Consider the following 15,964-nt stretch of genomic DNA (forward strand, 5'->3'; position numbering starts at 1 on the left):
CTGGGCATTCCCTTGCCGGGGGCTTCGGGTTTGTCGGAGAACTCACAGTATCCGGCGCATCGAACGGCCCCCACGGCGGACATTCGACGTCCGTCGAGTGCAGGCTACTCGCCCGAGCGCTCGCGCACGACCGTCAACGCGAGATCGCATCGATCGGTCACGATTCCGTCGACGCCGAGGTCGAGGAGGCGACGCATGTCGGCGGGGTCGTTGACGGTCCAGACGTGCACTTCGGCGCCGACCGAGTGGGCGAGTGCGACGAACCTCGGCGATGCCACACGCTGCGGGCCGACTCGCTCGGGCACCTGGAACGCCCCGGCGCCTGCGAGCGCCCGGCGCATGCCCGACCGTGACCCGATCGCCGTCGCGGCGAGCGCACGGACGACGCCTGCCTGCCCGACCGACGTGACGGCGTCGGGGAGGCTCCTCGCGATGCGACGACGTCGGCTGTCGGAGAAGCTCGTGAGGAGCACGCGTTCGGAGCTGCCCGTGCGACGGACCGCCGACACCGTCGCTTCGACGGCGTGCGATGCCTTCACGTCGATGTTGAACCGGATCTCGGGGAAGGCATCGAGCGCCTCGTCAAGGGGAACGAATCCGATGCCGTCGCCGAGGTCGACCGTTCGGAGTTCGGCCATCGTGAGTTCGGCCAACGCGCCCGCCCGCCCCGCGACGCGATCGAGCGTCTCGTCGTGGGCGACGACGGCGATGCCGTCGCGCGTGAGGTGGACGTCGGTCTCGATGTATCGAGCACCGGCTGCCTGCGCGGCCGCGAAGGCGGGGAGGGTATTCTCAGGGGCATCCACCGCGAGGCCGCGGTGCGCGAGCACACGCGGCCCCGTCGGGTCGAACCAGGCGGATGCCACAGCCGATCAACTACCGTCGACCACGCCGGACGGTCGCGTCGGCTGCGACGAGGCGGCCGAGGGCGCCGCGCCAGGTGCGCCGGGCGCGCCCGGGGTGAATGCGCGACCGATGCCCTTGAGCGCTTCGGTGAGTTCGCTCGGGACGATCCAGAGCTTGTTCGACTGCCCCTGCGCGAGCTGGGGAAGGGTCTGCAGGTACTGGTAGGCGAGGAGCTTCGGGTCGGCGTCGCCGTCGTGGATCGCCTTGAAGACGGTCTGGATGGCCTCGGCCTCACCCTGTGCGCGCAGTACCGCGGCTTTCGCATCGCCCTCGGCCTTGAGGATCTCGGCCTGTCGGCGACCCTCGGCCTCGAGGATCTGCGATTGCTTCGAACCCTCGGCCGTGAGGATCGTGGCGCGACGCTCGCGCTCGGCGCGCATCTGCTTCTCCATCGAGTCTTGAATCGACACGGGCGGGTCGATCGCCTTGAGCTCGACGCGGGATACGCGGATGCCCCACTTGCCGGTCGCCTCGTCGAGGACGACGCGGAGCTGGCCGTTGATGTTGTCGCGGCTCGTGAGGGCCTCTTCGAGGTTGAGCCCGCCGACGACGTTTCGGAGAGTCGTCGTCGTGAGCTGTTCGACGGCGCCGAGGTAGTTCGCGATCTCGTAGGTCGCGGCGCGCGCGTCGGTCACCTGGAAGTAGACGACCGTGTCGATCGAGACGACGAGGTTGTCTTCGGTGATGACGGGCTGCGGCGGGAAGGAGACGACCTGCTCGCGCATGTCGACGAGCGGACGCAGCCGATCGATGAACGGTACGAGGATGTTGAGGCCTGGCGTGAGCGTCTTGTGGTAGCGGCCGAGCCGCTCGACGACGCCTGAATAGGCCTGGGGATGATGCGGATCGACCTCGCGAGGATGACGATCACGAAGACGATGATCGCGAGGACGACGATCGTCACGATGATGGTGGAGGCTTCGATCACTGGGGCGTGCTCCTCTCTACGGGGACGACGACCGCCGTCGCCCCGTCGATGCCCGTGACGAGGATCTTCTCGCCGACCGCGACATCCGTCTGCTCGGTGATGGGGGACAGACGCGCCGTCCAGACGTCGCCGTTCTGCAGGCGAACCTGGCCGCCGGCGCCCGTGACGGTGAGGACCACTTGGCCGTCGGCGCCGATGAGCGCGTCGATGTTGCTCCGGGCCGGATCGGCGCCGCGCCTCAGCAGTCGCAGGAGCGACGGCCTCAGCGTCAGGATGAGTCCGACGGCGACGACTGCTGCGATGAGGAACTGGGCCCACCACGGGATGCCGAACAATCCGGAGATCAGACCGGCGACGCTGCCGAGTGCGAGCATGAGGAATGTCATCTCGAGCGTGAACACCTCGATCGTCGCGAACGCGAGAATCAGGACCAACCAGACGATCCACGCGTACTGGGTCAGCACATCCAACTTCTTCGTCTCCTTCGCAGGTGCCCCGTCTCCGAACCTAGCAGTGCGGGGCACGGAATCGCAGGGTTGATAGTCTCTGTGAGTCGTTCCGCCCGTTCGGCGGATTCCCACACGCATCCAGCGCCCAGGCGCGTCCGTACGGAGGAGCACCACGTGACCAACCCCCTCGAATCCGGCTCGCTCGACGGGCGCGTCGCCCTCGTGACCGGCTCGTCGCGAGGCATCGGCGCCGACACCGCGCGCTACCTCGCAGAGGCCGGCGCCGCCGTCGTCGTCAACTACCGCAGCAAGGCGCCGCGCGCCGAGAAGGTCGTCGCCGCGATCACCGAGGCGGGCGGCAAGGCGATCGCCGTCGCCGCAGACCTCACCGACGAGGCATCCGTCGCTTCGATGTTCGCCGAAGCCGAGGCCGCCTTCGGCAAGATCGACGTCCTCGTGCTGAACGCCTCGGGCGGCATGGAGACGGGCTTCGGCGAGGACTACGCGATGCGCCTCAACCGCGACGCGCAGGTCAACGTCGTCGAGGGCGCGCTCCCGCACCTCGCCGCGGATGCGCGCATCGTGTTCGTCACGAGCCACCAGGCGCACTTCATCCGCACGACGCCGACGATGCCCGAGTACGAGCCCGTCGCGCTCTCGAAGCGCGCCGGGGAAGACGCGCTCCGCGCGAAGCTCCCCGAGTTCGAGGCCGCCGGAGTCGAGTTCGTCGTCGTGTCGGGCGACATGATCGAAGGCACCATCACGGCGACCCTGCTCGAGCGTGCGAACCCCGGCGCGATCCAGGCCCGCAAGGCCGACGCGGGCCGTCTCTACAACGTGGCGGAGTTCGCCGCCGAGGTCGCCCTCGCGGCCGTCGAGCCCATCGCGGCCGACCACACTCGCTACGTCGGCGACATCTCGGGCTTCGGCCCGGCATCGCTCGACTGAGTCGGCGCACACACGCGACGAGGCCGGTGGGAGCGGATGCTCCTCGCCGGCCTCGTTCGTCGTGTGCAGGTGTGCGCTCGGCGCCTTGGTCAGGCCGCCGTGACGCCCTTGCCGAACGTGAACGCGCGGACGATCTGGATGAGTCCGAGCACGATGAGCGAGATGCCGAGGATCCACCACAGCGCGACGACGTATGCCGGCGAGAACACGAGGATGAGCCCCGCCACGATGCTGAGCAGACCGAAGAAGATCGCCCAGCCCCGCGAGCCCGAGTCGCCCGACTGCACGAGCGCGACGACGCCCTCGATGATCCACAGGATGCCGATGAAGACGCCGAGGAAGATCGCGAGCACGACGGTCGACCCCGCGGGGCTCGTGAGCACCGAGATACCGCCGAAGACGAACAGGATGCCGAGGATGATGTCGAGCGCCCTCGCGCCGCCCGAGATGCCCTTCGAGAAGATGCCGAGGCCGAGGTAGGCGATGCCGGCGATCACGAAGTAGACGCCGAGGATGATCGTGAGGGCGATCGCCGAGTTCTTCGGCCAGAACGTGATGAGGATGCCGACGATGAGGGCGACGGCGCCCGAGATGCCGAGGGTCGCGCGCACCGTGTTGATCGCGGACTTCGACAATTGCGCGGCGTCGAGCGAGAACCCCGCGAGGAACGATTCGGACTGCGGACTGGACATGTAGGACTCCCTTGACGCTGGCGGAACAGGGCGACATTCACCTTCAGGCTAAGGGTTCCGGGCCCGCATGAACATGAGGATGTCTCTGCGAGTCGCGCAGTGCCCCCGTGGACCGGAGCGAACCAGGAAGAGGGCATAGGCCCACTGCGTTCAGCCCGCTACGCTGAGCGCGAGGGGGGACGCCGATGTCGACGGAGACCATGCCGAAAGCGGTCATCTGGTGGGGGATCGGCCTGCTGGTGGGAGGCGCGCTCCTCATCGTCGGGGCGCCCACCCTCGCGGCGCTGTTCTTCGCCTCGAACACGGGGGAGTGGCAGTCGGTGTACGCCGCGATCGACCTCGTCGTCGGCATCGCGCGCGTCTCGTTGCCGCCGCTCGGCGCCGCGCTCATCGCGGCCGGACTCGTCATGCAGTACCTCGACAAGCGGCTGGCGGGCGAGTCGATCCTCGACCGACCGCGCCGCTGGCACTTCCCGCCGGCGCCCGAACCCGCACCCGAGCCCGCCGCTGCCGCGGCGCGCAAGCGCGCGAAGCTGGGGAGGTGAAATCGGCCCATGAAGCCCATCGAAGCGCTCAGCGCAGCAGAGGCGGCAACCGTCGGCCGAGTCGTCGCGACCCTCGTCGTCGCCTTCGGCGAGCAGGCCTCCTGGGACATCGACCTGCTGCCGCCCGCGAGCGTCGAACCCATCGCGACGGACGCGACGACGACGACGGTCGAGTCGCCCTCGGCGGCGCTCGAGGGGTACATCGACGAGATCCTCGACCGCGTCGGCCTGCGGCGCGTCGAGCCGCTCCAGACGATCGGGTCCGCCGAGTCCTGGAGCGCGGAAGTCGGCCCCCGACCCGCGCGCTCGCTAGCGTGAAGCCATGACGGATTCCGCGCCCCATGTCGCCGACACGCACGACCTCATCCGCGTCCGCGGCGCCCGCGAGAACAACCTCAAGAGCGTCGACGTCGACCTGCCGAAGCGTCGACTGACGGTGTTCACGGGCGTGTCGGGGTCGGGCAAGAGCTCACTCGTGTTCGCGACGATCGCAGCCGAGTCGCAGCGCATGATCAACGAGACCTACAGCTCGTTCGTGCAGGGGTTCATGCCGTCGCTCGCCCGCCCCGAGGTCGACGTGCTCGAGGGCCTCACGACGGCGATCATCGTCGACCAGGAGCGACTCGGTGCGAACCCTCGTTCGACGGTCGGGACGGTGACCGACACGAACGCGCTCCTCCGCATCCTCTTCAGCAGACTCGGCGAGCCGCACATCGGGTCACCGAACGCGTTCTCATTCAACGTGCCGTCGGTGAGCGGTAAGGGCGCGATCACCGTGCAGAAGGGCAACAAGACGATCGAGCGCGCCGAGTTCTCGCAGCTCGGCGGCATGTGCCCGCGCTGCGAGGGCATGGGGCGGGTCAACGACATCGACCTCACCCAACTCTTCGACGAGTCGAAGTCGCTCGCCGAGGGCGCGATCATGATTCCGGGGTACACGGCCGACGGCTGGTACGTGAAGATCTTCAGCGAGTCGGGGTTCTTGAAGGCCGACAAGCCCATCCGCGACTACACGAAACGCGAACTGCACGACTTCCTCTACAAGGAACCCGTCAAGGTGCCCGTCTCGGGCGTCAACATGACCTACGAGGGGCTCGTGCCGAAGATCCAGAAGTCGATGCTGTCGAAAGACAAGGACGCGATGCAGCCGCACATCCGTGCGTTCGTGGACCGCGCGGTCACCTTCATGACGTGCCCGGATTGCGAGGGCACCCGGCTCGCGGCGCCCGCGCGGTCGTCGAAGATCGCGGATGTCAGCATCGCCGACGCGTGCGCGATGCAGATCAGCGATCTCGCGGCGTGGGTGCGAAGCATCCAGGATGTCTCGGTGGCGCCGCTCCTCGCGGCGCTCTCGCAGACCCTCGACTCGTTCGTCGACATCGGCCTCGGCTACCTGTCGCTCGACCGCGCATCGGGGTCGTTGTCGGGCGGTGAGGCGCAACGGACGAAGCTCATCCGTCATCTCGGGTCGGCGCTCACCGACATCACGTACGTCTTCGACGAGCCGACGATCGGATTGCACCCGCACGACATCCAGCGCATGAACGAACTGTTGCTGCAACTGCGCGACAAGGGCAACACCGTCCTTGTCGTCGAGCACAAGCCCGAGGCGATCGCGATCGCCGACCACGTCGTCGACCTCGGCCCGGGCGCGGGGAGCGCGGGCGGCACGATCTGCTTCGAGGGCACGGTCGACGAGCTGCGGGGAAGTGACACCGTGACGGGCCGCCATCTCGGTGACCGCGCGCAACTCAAGCCGACGGTTCGGCCGGGCGCGGGCGCCCTCGAGATCCGCGGTGCGTCGGCGAACAACCTGAAAGACATCGACGTGGATGTCCCGCTCGGCGCGCTCGTCGTCGTGACGGGGGTTGCGGGGTCGGGCAAGAGCTCGCTCATCCACGGCTCGCTCGGCAAGCGCGACGGCGTCGTGACGATCGATCAAGGCGCGATCCGCGGGTCGCGGCGCAGCAACCCCGCGACCTACACGGGGCTGCTCGAACCCATCCGCAAGGCCTTCGCGAAGGCCAACGGGGTCAAGCCGGCGCTCTTCAGCGCGAACTCCGAGGGTGCGTGCCCCGTCTGCAACGGCGCCGGGGTGATCTACACCGAGCTCGGCTTCATGGACACGGTCGAGTCGACGTGCGAGGAGTGCGGCGGCAAGCGCTTCCAGGCCGCGGTGCTCGAATACACGCTCGGCGGCAAGAACATCAGCGAGGTCCTCGACATGTCGGTCGCCGAGGCGGAAGAATACTTCGCCTCGGGCGAAGCGAAGACGCCGGCCGCGCACGCGATCCTCGACCGGCTCGCCGACGTCGGGCTCGGCTACCTCACGATCGGGCAGCCGCTCACGACGCTCTCGGGCGGCGAGCGCCAGCGGCTCAAGCTCGCCATGCACATGGGGGAGAAGGGCGGCGTCTACATCCTCGACGAACCCACCACGGGCCTGCACCTGGCCGATGTCGAGCAACTGCTGGGCCTGCTCGACCGACTCGTCGAGTCGGGCAAATCGGTCGTCGTCATCGAGCACCACCAGGCCGTCATGGCGCACGCCGACTGGATCATCGACCTCGGCCCGGGCGCCGGCCACGACGGAGGGCGAGTCGTCTTCGAGGGCACGCCTGCGGAGCTCGTCGCCGACCGCTCGACGCTCACGGGGCAGCATCTCGCCGCGTACGTGGGGGAGAGGTGACCCACGCGCGTGTTGAGCCGGCCGTCCGTGTGCCGATAGGTTGACCCCGACGATCGGAGACACCATGGAACTGCTCATCCCCCTCGCCGTGGGCGCGGTGTGGCTCGCAGCGATCGTCTACCTCGTCGTGCAGATCTGGCGCTCCGACGAGCTGTCCGAGATCGAGCGATGGGTGTGGTTCGCCGGAGTCGTGTTCTTTCCCCTCGTGTCGATGCTCGTGTGGTATCTCGCGGGGCCGCACCCGTTCGGCCTGCGGATCACTCGCGAAGTGCGCTGACGGTTCTCCTCCTCCCGGGGGATGCACGGCCGATCGCATTTCGGCAGACTCGAAGGCATGAGTCAGACCGTGTTGACCCCCGGAGCCGCTGTCCTCACCCCGCGCGGGCGCGGCGTGGTCATCGACGTACGCCCCACCCCGTCGGGTCGGTTCATCGTCGGCGTCGAAGACGAGACCGGGGAAGTGCGCTACTTCACCGAGCAGGCGTTGCAGCTCGCGTAGCATCCGGCGGCGGCGTCGCCGCGGCCGTCATCGGTGTTCTTCGGCCTCCGCAGCGCTCCGCGCCCGGGCCTTGATCGCGACGATGACGTCGGTCTTGGCGTCGGCGTAGTCGTTCATGTCTTCCCACGCTTGATCGATCAGCGCCCGTTTCGTGCGCTCGTAGAGCGCGCGGTCATCGGCGTCGGTGCGGAGGCGGTCGCGAAAGAGGAGGTATTCCTCGATCGCGGGATCGGCTCGCTCGAAGACGTGGACGTGGATGTCACGCTGGGGCGTGCGGACCATACGGTGCCCGGGTTCGCGCACGCGGAGCACGTACCCGGCCGAGAGAAGCGGCTCGAGGTAGTCCTCTTCGGCGGTGATGTCGTCGACCGCGACGACGATATCGACGATGGGCTTCGCCGCGAGTCCCGGAACGGACGTGGAGCCGATGTGCTCGATCTCGACGGGCGCGGGGCTGAGTGCGTCGCGGATCCGCCGTTCATGGTCGCGATAGACGATCGCCCAATGTTCGTCGAACTCTTGCAGGCCGACGACGAGCGGCTCGGGACCGCCGACGAGCTCGAGCTCCGTGACATCCGGCCGGCGATGCCCACGCTGCGTTCCCACGCGATCATCCTCGCATTCCCCACTCAATCGGTCACTCCGTTGCGGAGCGCGCCGACCAGCCGATCGATTCGGCCGCGCTGAAACTCGGCGACGTCGTATGGGGGAGCACCGCCGAGGAGAAGGGATGCGCTCTCGACGACGACGGTGGAGTATCCGGCCACGAAGAAGGCGGCGAAGAATCGCGCATCGCGAACGAAGGCCGGATCGGCGTTCAACTCCTCCTCGAGCGCCGACTGCAACGTCGCCGCGATCTCGCGCGCGCGGGAGATGAGTGTGGGGGAGTCCGCGACCGTACGGAGGAAGAGCAGCGAACTCGGACTCGCGCCGGCGAGCGGTCGGTCCTCGTCGAGATGCGGGCTCACGAGCGTCCGCAACGAATCGAGGAGGTCGACGCCGGGTGTGCGGTCGCGAACGGCAGCGCGGAGCAACTCGACCGCGTCGTCCGCGCGGTCGAGGATCAGATCTTCTTTCCGCGGAAAGTGATTGAACACGGTCACGGGGGAGACCCCGGCTTGCCGAGCGATCTCAGCGACGGTGACCGCATCGAATCCACGCTCGAAGAACAGTCGCTTCGCGACCCGGGCGATCTTCGCACGCGTGCGCGGTCCGCCGCGAGGTGCCGTGCGAGGCATCCGAATCACTTCCTTATGTCAGTACACGAAGTCACTCACTCTAGCGATCGCGACAACCTCGCGTGCCCTCCGGACCCGGAAACGCTCGGTCGGATACGTTGCAGTCAGGAAGCCTGACGATCAGGCGCGCGATGTGCTGGGCGACGAAGGGAACGGCGATGCTCGAACACGTCAACTACTGGGCGGTCTTGATCGCGACGGCGTCGACCATGGTCGTCGGCTCGGTCTGGTACACACCGAAGGTGTTCGGCACGCGGTGGGCGAAACTTGCGAAGGTCGATCTCGACAACGTCGGCAGCGCGGTCGGACCGATCCTGACGACCGTCCTCGTGAGCTTCATCAGCGCATGGGTGCTCGCAATCGCCACGAGCACCGCGTGGACGGCGTACGACGGCAACTTCTTCGGCACGGCTATCGTCGTGGGCATCCTTCTGTGGGCGGGATTCACGGCAGCACGGTTCATCACGCACGACGCGTTCGAAGGTCGTCCGGCCGCACTGACCATCATGAACATCGCCCACGAGCTCGTCACCGTGCTCATCATGGCGATCATCATCGGCGTGTGGCCGCCGGCCGGGACGGTCTGAACGAACCGTTCCGACCCGGTTATGCGTCAATGTCGAGTGCGCCGATAATGCACATTATGTCGGATAAGAGATCCGGAGGACTTCTGGAGAATCGGCTGACCACTTCCCCAGTGGTCATTCGAACGGCTTCAGAACGACCGGTCCCAGCCCGGTCGGGTTCACCGAGATCACGACCGGCTCTCCGTCGCAGTTCGTGACGAACGCGATTCTTGCGCTCTCGCCGGCTTCGATCGTCGGCGGCAGCTTGGTGGTGAGCGCGAAACCCTCAGGCGCGCTGTTTCGCCCGAACGGGACGTGCCACTCGAGCATGCTTGCGCCAGCCACCGACTCCCAGTCGCCTTGCGGAAAATGCACCGGCTCAGATCCGGTGTTCTGTACGTCGAGACCGAACCCGCAGCGACCATCGAAGCTCTCGACCAGGGTCGCCTTCGCGTGGATCGGTCCTTGCTCACCTTCGGCTTCGACAGCGGGGGTGCATCCCACGAGAAGCAGAGCTCCAGTCACACTCAGGCCGATCAGAATCGTCTTGCCGAATCGTTGACGTTGAGTGCTCATATCAGGAGTGCTCGTATCAGTGTGACGAGCCGACAACGACGACGTAGGCGTCGTGGGACTCAGCCCAATCGGTGGCGGCCGCAACCATCGTGTCCTGGTCGCGAGTGCCTGCTAGCTCGGTTCCGCCGGATTCGTCGACGGAGGAGACCGTGCCCCAGGCGCCCTGACCCCAGTAGACGATGACGACGGTGCGACCGATCTCGTTCGCGTATGCGGTTGCGACCTCTCGGATGCTTCTCACGCCCGCCACGGGCGCGAACTCGTCCTCGGTCTGTGCCTGAGCAGCCCCGGGGGTCGCGTCGGCGACGATCTGGTCGATGACCGGCTGCGGGAGGGGTTGTCCGGGTATCACGACGATCACGGTGCCATCGTGAAGGGTGATGTCGCGGGGGGCATTCCGCGCGAGTACCTGCTTCTCGAACTCGGAGAGCTCGCCGTCTCCGTCCGTGTCCCCCTCGATTGGAACGGTGGCAGCTGCGGTCAAGGCGGTTTCGGTGTCGGGGAGGAACGAGGCGTCGACAGGCGTACACCCAGCAACGAGCGGGACGATCAGCAGCGCGGTAAGGGCGGCGCGGCGCGTTCGGGTCTTCATCATGCGGCGAATCTATCGCCAGCGGCCAACTCTGGACACCGGCTGGCCCAGTGATCACGACACGCAAGTCGACGCATGCGCGCTCGGAGCCGCTTGGTCCCCGCTAGGCGTACTCGGGCCGCGTCATGAGCGGCGACCGCAGGTGCAGCGCCAGGTCGGCTGTCGTGAGCGGCACCGTCACCCAGCGTGCGGCCGCGATGCCGGTGTCGGATTCGATTTCGAGGCGCACGCGATGCGGACCGGTGATCACGATGATGTCGGCGACGAACGTACTCCCCCACCATGCGCCGCGTGCGCAGAGCGCACGGCCGAGCGGCGGGTTCTCACGCCACTCGGTGCACCCGATTTCGACATCGACCAGCGATTCGAATCGAGCGAGCCATCCGCCGTCGATCCGCTCGACGACGAGGGAGGTTCCGTCGGGAATGGCGGATGTCTCGGCCGACGCGTCGACCGTCGCTCGCACCACGTCGGGGCCTTCGTTCTCGCCCTGAGGATGCTCGAGGGCGAGCGCACGCAGCCGGGCGGCGAGCATCGTGTCGTCACCAGTCGAGTCGACGATGTCGATGCCCGGCAGCAGGCACTCCCACACCGCGTCGAGCACCTGCGGCGCGTGCGGCACGGTCTGCTGCGCCGAGGTGACGGCGACCACGAGTTCGTGCTCGGGGACGACGACGAGATGCTGCCCGAACGCGCCGTTCCCGTGGAAGCCGTGGCGCGAACGCCAGATCTGGTAGCCGTATCCGGCTTCGAAGTCGGCGCCCCACTCCCCCGCGACGTAGTGCTCGCTGTCGACGAGTCGACTCGTGGCTCGCTCGACCCACTCGCGCTGCACGAGCTGTTCGTCGCCCCAGCGACCGCCGCGCAGCAGCAATTCACCGAACGCGGCGAGAGCCTCGGTCGTGAGGTGCAGTCCGTGGAATCCGAACACCGCCCCACTTCCCACGCGATCCCATTCTGCGTGCTCGATCCCCATCGGGGCGAAGAGCCGTTCGTCGAGGAAGTCGGCGAGATCACGTCCGGTAGCTCGTTCGACCATCCGCGCGAGCACGAACGTCGCCGCGTTGTCGTACGCGAATCGCGTGCCCGGCTCGTGGGCGAACGGCACCCGGAGGAACCCTCTCACGAGATCCCCCGGCTCCAGCGTCCAGGCCGCGTCGAGGCTGTCGAGGCCGTGCCCGGCGGTCATCGTCAGCAGGTGCTCGACGGTCACGGATCGGGCTCGCGACGAGACATCCGCGGGCACATGATCGGGCAGCACATCGACGACCCGATCGTCAAGTGCGAGCACACCGTCGGCGATCGCGAGCCCGACGGCCATCCCCGTGACCGACTTCGTGAGCGAGTACAGCAGGTGCGGTCGTTCGGCCGAGTACGGCGCCCACCAACCCTCGGCGACGACGTGGCCGTGGCGCACGACCACGAGCGAGTGGCATTCGATCGAATGCGACTCGAAGCGGTCGAGCAGCGCCGCGATCGCGCGCGATGACACGCCCGCGACGGTCGGCGTGGTCCGTGGCAGCAGGGCGCGTCGAGACATCCGGTCAATCTATCGGCTCCCGGATGTCTCGACCGCGTGCCGGAGGGCCGGTCCGCGTCGTGCGAACCGGCCCTCCGGATCCGATGCTCGAAGACCGATCAGCCTTCATCGTCGTGCGTGACCCTCACTTCCGCGCGGCGTCGGTCGGCGGCCAGTGCGATGATCGCGCCTCCCGCGAGCAGGGTGACTCCTGCCGCGACGATGCCGCCGATCTCCACACCCGTGGTCGCCGTCCCGGCGGGGCCGGTCTTCGCGGCCTCGGGCACGATCGGTGGGGCCGGCGGCGCCGGTGCGTTGACGATGTCACCGAACGAGACCTCGAGGTGTCCGCCGTCGACGGTCACGGTGTAGACCTCGTCGGTGCGCTGATAGCCATCGGGGGCTTTCGTCTCGACGAGGGTGTAGTCGCCCCACACGAGATCGATGACGTCCAGTTCACCGGCGACGGGGTCGGCGTCTCGCGTGCCGTTGTCAACGACGGGGATGACGGTGCCATCCGGTGCGCGGAGCTCCCACTCCGACCCGTCGAGGGCGGCGCCCCCGGGATCGACCTTGCTCCACGTGACGTGTCCCAGTGCGGCATCCGCCTGGTTGGTCAGGACGAGCTCGACACCCGCCGCCGTGGCCGGGGTGACATCCCAAGTCCCGTCGCCGTTGGCGACGACGCCTTCGCCCGTGAGGGTCCAGTCGTTCCACGCGACCCCGGCGATCTCCGGAAAGTCGATCTCTTCGATGACGAAGGTCGACCCGATCGGCGCCCGGTCGCTGCGCGCAGGCTGCCCGACCGTGAGCTGCATGGTCTTCGCGGCGTCGGCCGATTCCTTCACGGCGTAGCGCACCGTGAATACGGCGCCGGCCGCCGCGTCCGATTGTTCGCCGGTGAGCGCCTTCGTGATCATGAAGCGTGTGTACATGTCGCCGGTACCGATTCCGCCGCCGGCCGACTCGTAGGTGTACTTCGTCGACGTGGTGGTGGTGCCGACCGTTGCGGTGTTGCCGAAGATGTCGCCTTCGACCACGATGCCGTCGGCGTCGGTCGTGTATGTCAGCCGGTAGAAGAGCGCTTCACTCGGCAGGCCGTGCGCCTCGAAGTCGAACGACTTCAGGTCGCCGTCGTACTGCACCGTGTAGAAGCTCGGATCGACACGCGTCCAGGTGCCGACGAACACACCGTTCTCGACGGGACGGGCGCTCAGCCACAGGTCGCCGGTGTAGTGGTGGTTCTCATGCGCCGGGTCGAGCGCATCCGACACGGTGAACGCGCCGTTCTGCACGTACGAGGCCGGGATGCCGATGGTCCACTGGATGCGACCGTCGACCGCCGTAGGCCCCGAATACTTGAAGGGCCGCTCGGGCGCGGTGAGGTCTTCGGGGATGATGCCGCCTTCACCGGGCAAGTCCACATAGATGTACTCGTCGCCGACGATGAACTCGACGTGGTCCTCAGTGCTCGACTTGGTCGCTTGCACCGTCATCCAGAACGAGCCGCCGATGTTCTCCAGTCCGAGGACCGCATCGGTCAAGGTGCAGATGATCTCGGGGCCGTTGCCCTGGGTGATCACGCACGTGGCCAGCACCGCTCCGGTCGCGGGGTCGACCAGGTCGAACGTCCCGTTCCCGTAGCGGGCGAACTCCGCGGGGAGGGTCATCCCGAACGTCTCCCCCGGCAAGGCGCCGTCGGGAACCGCCCAGTCGGCCGTGATGCGCACGAGCTCCCACTGATGCAACGGTCCGTCGCCGCCGCTCTCCTTCTCGAGCTGGATGTTCGAGATGGCGTTCGGATGCGTCACGTCGATCGCCGCTGACGCGGGTGCCGCCCCGGCGAGGAGTCCTCCCAACGCGAGGCTGAGCGCAACGAGGGCTCCTACGACTCGTCTGGCGCGTGCTTTCTGTACGGTGTCCACATCTATCACTCCTTCGAGTTGTGTGACTCACTTAAGGGACGCGCTTCGAGTTCGTTCATGACGACGTTCCGGGTTCTCCCAGGCATTTGCCAGACTCCGAGGGCGCGTCTGCGCGACCAGGTCGAGACGCGTGCGAATCGAATCTCTGTTCGAGTAGGCTCGATGCATGGGCGAGCGAGCCGGCGGGGGCGATCACTCGACGTGCGTCGTCGAGGCATTCGGTCGGCGGTGCGAATCGGATGTCTCGGAGGGCGCACCACTCCCCCTGTGCGACGCGCATCTGCTCGTCGCACACGACTGGGTCGCCCGTGCAACCGGCTCCACCGACCTCTTGCCGTCGCCCTGTCGCCTGTGCGGTTCGCGACTCGGCGTCCGATACCCGTCGGGTTGGGCGTGCGGGGTCTGCGAGTGGCGCGCGGGCGCGGTGCCCGACGACGAGCTTCCGCCACCGCGCGTCGACGTCGTCTACTACGTGCGGTTCGACGACCGCGTGAAGATCGGCACCTCGTCGAACCCTCGAGCACGCATCGCAGCGCTCCCCCATCATGAGGTGCTCGCATTCGAACTCGGCGGTCGGGTGCTCGAGCGCGCGCGACACGCGAGGTTCGCCGCGCACCGGATCCCCGGTACCGAGTGGTTCGAGCGCTCCCCCGAACTCGACGAGCATGTCGCCGCGCTTCGCGAGGGTGCGCCCGATCCGTGGGAGCGGCATGCGTTCTGGATGAGTCGCGCCTACGCGTTGCAGCGCAGCGAGTGACAGCGGCAATACAGACTGTTCTGAATTCAGCGTTTGCTGTACTGTCGAGCCATGTCGCGCACCGTCACCCTGACCCACACCGCCGCGCTCTCCCGCCTCGGCTACGCGCTCGCCGACGACACGCGGTCACGGATCCTGCTCGCGCTCCGTGAAGCACCGGCGTACCCGTCCGACCTCGCCGACCGGATCGGGGTCTCGCGGCAGGTCATGTCGAACCAGCTCGCGTGCCTGCGCGGCTGTGGACTGGTCGACGTCGCACCCGAAGGCCGCCGTGCGTCGTACCGGCTCGCCGACCCCGCGCTCGGCTCCGCCCTCGACGACCTCCTGAAGCTCGTGCTCGTCGTCGACCCCGAATGCTGCTCGGGCACCGAATGCACATGCGTATGAACGCGCCACACGACACCCACGGAGCATCCGACGCCTCCGCGACATCCCGAATCGACCGAACCCACGCCGTGCCGCCGTGCACCGCGCTGCTCCGCCGTCGAATCCGCTGGATCGTCGCGGCGACGATCGCCTACAACGTCGTCGAGGCGATCATCGCGCTCGTCGCCGGCGGCATCGCCTCGTCGGCCGCGCTCGTCTCCTTCGGTATCGACTCGATCGTCGAAGTGCTCTCGGCGGCCGCCGTCGCGTGGCAGTTCGCCGCCCCCGACCCCGAACGTCGCGAACGCACGGCACTCCGCCTCATCGCGGTCTCGTTCTTCGGACTCGCGCTCATCGCGACGATCGGCGCCGCACGCACGCTGCTCGGCTTCGCCGACCCCGAGCACTCCCCCGTCGGCATCGCGCTCGCCGCCGCGAGTCTCGCGATCATGCCGCTCCTCTCGTGGATCGAACGCCGCACGGGCCGCGAACTCGGCTCGGCCTCGGCGATCGCCGACTCGAAGCAGACCCTCATCTGCAGCTACCTGTCGGCGGCGCTCCTCATCGGGCTCCTCCTCAACTCGCTCCTCGGGTGGACGTGGGCCGACGCCGTCGCGGCACTCGTGATCGCAGGCTTCGCCGTTCGCGAAGGCCTCGAGGCGTGGCGCGGCGACGCGTGCGCGGTGCCGATCGCCGAACTCACGGGTGAACTCGAGCCGCACGAGCACGAGCATGGGGACGCGTGCTGATCCGCGTCGCCATAGGCTGA

Annotated in this window: 19 protein-coding genes and 1 pseudogene; 10 read left to right on the plus strand and 10 right to left on the minus strand. The window is 67.8% G+C overall.

Features of this window, described 5'->3' with window-relative positions; translation table 11 throughout:
• Nucleotides 1–104: 104 nt before the first annotated feature.
• The 3 genes and pseudogenes from ET445_RS12530 to ET445_RS12540 form a co-directional block, all read right to left on the minus strand.
• Nucleotides 105–866, minus strand: a complete 762-nt coding sequence (locus ET445_RS12530; protein WP_129191589.1) for a glycerophosphodiester phosphodiesterase family protein — start codon at nucleotides 864–866, stop codon at nucleotides 105–107.
• A 6-nt stretch (nucleotides 867–872) separates the two neighbouring features.
• Nucleotides 873–1,816: pseudogene (locus ET445_RS12535) on the minus strand (SPFH domain-containing protein).
• 14 nt (nucleotides 1,817–1,830) lie between these two features.
• Nucleotides 1,831–2,298 carry an NfeD family protein gene (locus ET445_RS12540; protein WP_243695195.1) on the minus strand — a complete coding sequence of 156 codons (468 nt, stop codon included), beginning with the start codon at nucleotides 2,296–2,298 and terminating at the stop codon, nucleotides 1,831–1,833.
• Nucleotides 2,299–2,457: 159 nt separating this feature from the next.
• Here ET445_RS12540 and ET445_RS12545 point away from each other — a divergent pair, with 159 nt between their 5' ends.
• Nucleotides 2,458–3,231, plus strand: a complete 774-nt coding sequence (locus tag ET445_RS12545) for an SDR family oxidoreductase (RefSeq protein WP_129191590.1) — start codon at nucleotides 2,458–2,460, stop codon at nucleotides 3,229–3,231.
• A gap of 89 nt (nucleotides 3,232–3,320) precedes the next feature.
• Here the strand turns inward: ET445_RS12545 and ET445_RS12550 are convergent, their stop codons facing one another.
• Nucleotides 3,321–3,923, minus strand: coding sequence for an HdeD family acid-resistance protein (locus ET445_RS12550; RefSeq protein ID WP_129191591.1), 603 nt, complete (start codon nucleotides 3,921–3,923; stop codon nucleotides 3,321–3,323).
• Between the two features lie 185 nt (nucleotides 3,924–4,108).
• Here ET445_RS12550 and ET445_RS12555 point away from each other — a divergent pair, with 185 nt between their 5' ends.
• From ET445_RS12555 to ET445_RS17285, 5 genes are all read left to right on the plus strand, one after another.
• Nucleotides 4,109–4,468, plus strand: a complete 360-nt coding sequence (locus ET445_RS12555) for a hypothetical protein (protein WP_129191592.1) — start codon at nucleotides 4,109–4,111, stop codon at nucleotides 4,466–4,468.
• Between the two features lie 9 nt (nucleotides 4,469–4,477).
• A complete protein-coding gene (locus tag ET445_RS12560) occupies nucleotides 4,478–4,786 on the plus strand; it encodes a hypothetical protein (protein ID WP_129191593.1) in 309 nt (102 codons plus the stop codon).
• Between the two features lie 4 nt (nucleotides 4,787–4,790).
• Complete coding sequence (locus ET445_RS12565) at nucleotides 4,791–7,157, plus strand: ATP-binding cassette domain-containing protein (RefSeq protein WP_129191594.1); 2,367 nt, start codon at nucleotides 4,791–4,793, stop codon at nucleotides 7,155–7,157.
• Between the two features lie 64 nt (nucleotides 7,158–7,221).
• Entirely contained in the window at nucleotides 7,222–7,434 is a 213-nt protein-coding gene (locus ET445_RS12570; protein ID WP_129191595.1) for a PLDc N-terminal domain-containing protein, read from the plus strand.
• Nucleotides 7,435–7,491: 57 nt separating this feature from the next.
• Entirely contained in the window at nucleotides 7,492–7,656 is a 165-nt protein-coding gene (locus ET445_RS17285) for a single stranded DNA-binding domain-containing protein (RefSeq protein ID WP_165314395.1), read from the plus strand.
• A gap of 27 nt (nucleotides 7,657–7,683) precedes the next feature.
• On the opposite strand, the gene ET445_RS12575 is transcribed toward ET445_RS17285, so the two are convergent.
• Nucleotides 7,684–8,262: a GrpB family protein gene (locus tag ET445_RS12575; protein WP_129191596.1), complete on the minus strand. Its 579-nt coding sequence runs from the start codon at nucleotides 8,260–8,262 to the stop codon at nucleotides 7,684–7,686.
• 23 nt (nucleotides 8,263–8,285) lie between these two features.
• On the minus strand, nucleotides 8,286–8,894 hold the full coding sequence (locus ET445_RS12580) for a TetR/AcrR family transcriptional regulator (protein ID WP_129191597.1): 609 nt from the start codon (nucleotides 8,892–8,894) through the stop codon (nucleotides 8,286–8,288).
• 158 nt (nucleotides 8,895–9,052) lie between these two features.
• Between ET445_RS12580 and ET445_RS12585 the strand changes: the two genes are divergently transcribed.
• Complete coding sequence (locus tag ET445_RS12585; protein ID WP_129191598.1) at nucleotides 9,053–9,481, plus strand: DUF1761 domain-containing protein; 429 nt, start codon at nucleotides 9,053–9,055, stop codon at nucleotides 9,479–9,481.
• A 114-nt stretch (nucleotides 9,482–9,595) separates the two neighbouring features.
• Here the strand turns inward: ET445_RS12585 and ET445_RS12590 are convergent, their stop codons facing one another.
• From ET445_RS12590 to ET445_RS12605, 4 genes are all read right to left on the minus strand, one after another.
• A complete protein-coding gene (locus tag ET445_RS12590; RefSeq protein WP_129191599.1) occupies nucleotides 9,596–10,036 on the minus strand; it encodes a hypothetical protein in 441 nt (146 codons plus the stop codon).
• A 16-nt stretch (nucleotides 10,037–10,052) separates the two neighbouring features.
• The gene (locus ET445_RS12595; protein ID WP_129191600.1) at nucleotides 10,053–10,631 is read right to left on the minus strand and encodes a hypothetical protein; all 579 of its coding nucleotides are present in this window, start codon (nucleotides 10,629–10,631) and stop codon (nucleotides 10,053–10,055) included.
• 100 nt (nucleotides 10,632–10,731) lie between these two features.
• Nucleotides 10,732–12,168, minus strand: coding sequence for a serine hydrolase domain-containing protein (locus tag ET445_RS12600; protein ID WP_208008400.1), 1,437 nt, complete (start codon nucleotides 12,166–12,168; stop codon nucleotides 10,732–10,734).
• A gap of 98 nt (nucleotides 12,169–12,266) precedes the next feature.
• A complete protein-coding gene (locus ET445_RS12605; protein ID WP_129191601.1) occupies nucleotides 12,267–14,072 on the minus strand; it encodes a SpaA isopeptide-forming pilin-related protein in 1,806 nt (601 codons plus the stop codon).
• 166 nt (nucleotides 14,073–14,238) lie between these two features.
• Here ET445_RS12605 and ET445_RS12610 point away from each other — a divergent pair, with 166 nt between their 5' ends.
• From ET445_RS12610 to ET445_RS12620, 3 genes are read left to right on the plus strand one after another with little or no spacing between them, the layout of a single operon-like run.
• Entirely contained in the window at nucleotides 14,239–14,829 is a 591-nt protein-coding gene (locus ET445_RS12610) for a GIY-YIG nuclease family protein (protein ID WP_129191602.1), read from the plus strand.
• Nucleotides 14,830–14,880: 51 nt separating this feature from the next.
• Nucleotides 14,881–15,216 carry an ArsR/SmtB family transcription factor gene (locus ET445_RS12615; RefSeq protein ID WP_208008402.1) on the plus strand — a complete coding sequence of 112 codons (336 nt, stop codon included), beginning with the start codon at nucleotides 14,881–14,883 and terminating at the stop codon, nucleotides 15,214–15,216.
• Nucleotides 15,213–15,944: a cation efflux transmembrane domain-containing protein gene (locus ET445_RS12620; RefSeq protein ID WP_129191603.1), complete on the plus strand. Its 732-nt coding sequence runs from the start codon at nucleotides 15,213–15,215 to the stop codon at nucleotides 15,942–15,944. Before ET445_RS12615 ends, ET445_RS12620 begins: the two co-directional genes overlap by 4 nt.
• Nucleotides 15,945–15,964: the final 20 nt, after the last annotated feature.

It is taken from the genome of Agromyces protaetiae (assembly GCF_004135405.1).
In the GTDB taxonomy this organism is placed as follows: domain Bacteria; phylum Actinomycetota; class Actinomycetes; order Actinomycetales; family Microbacteriaceae; genus Agromyces; species Agromyces protaetiae.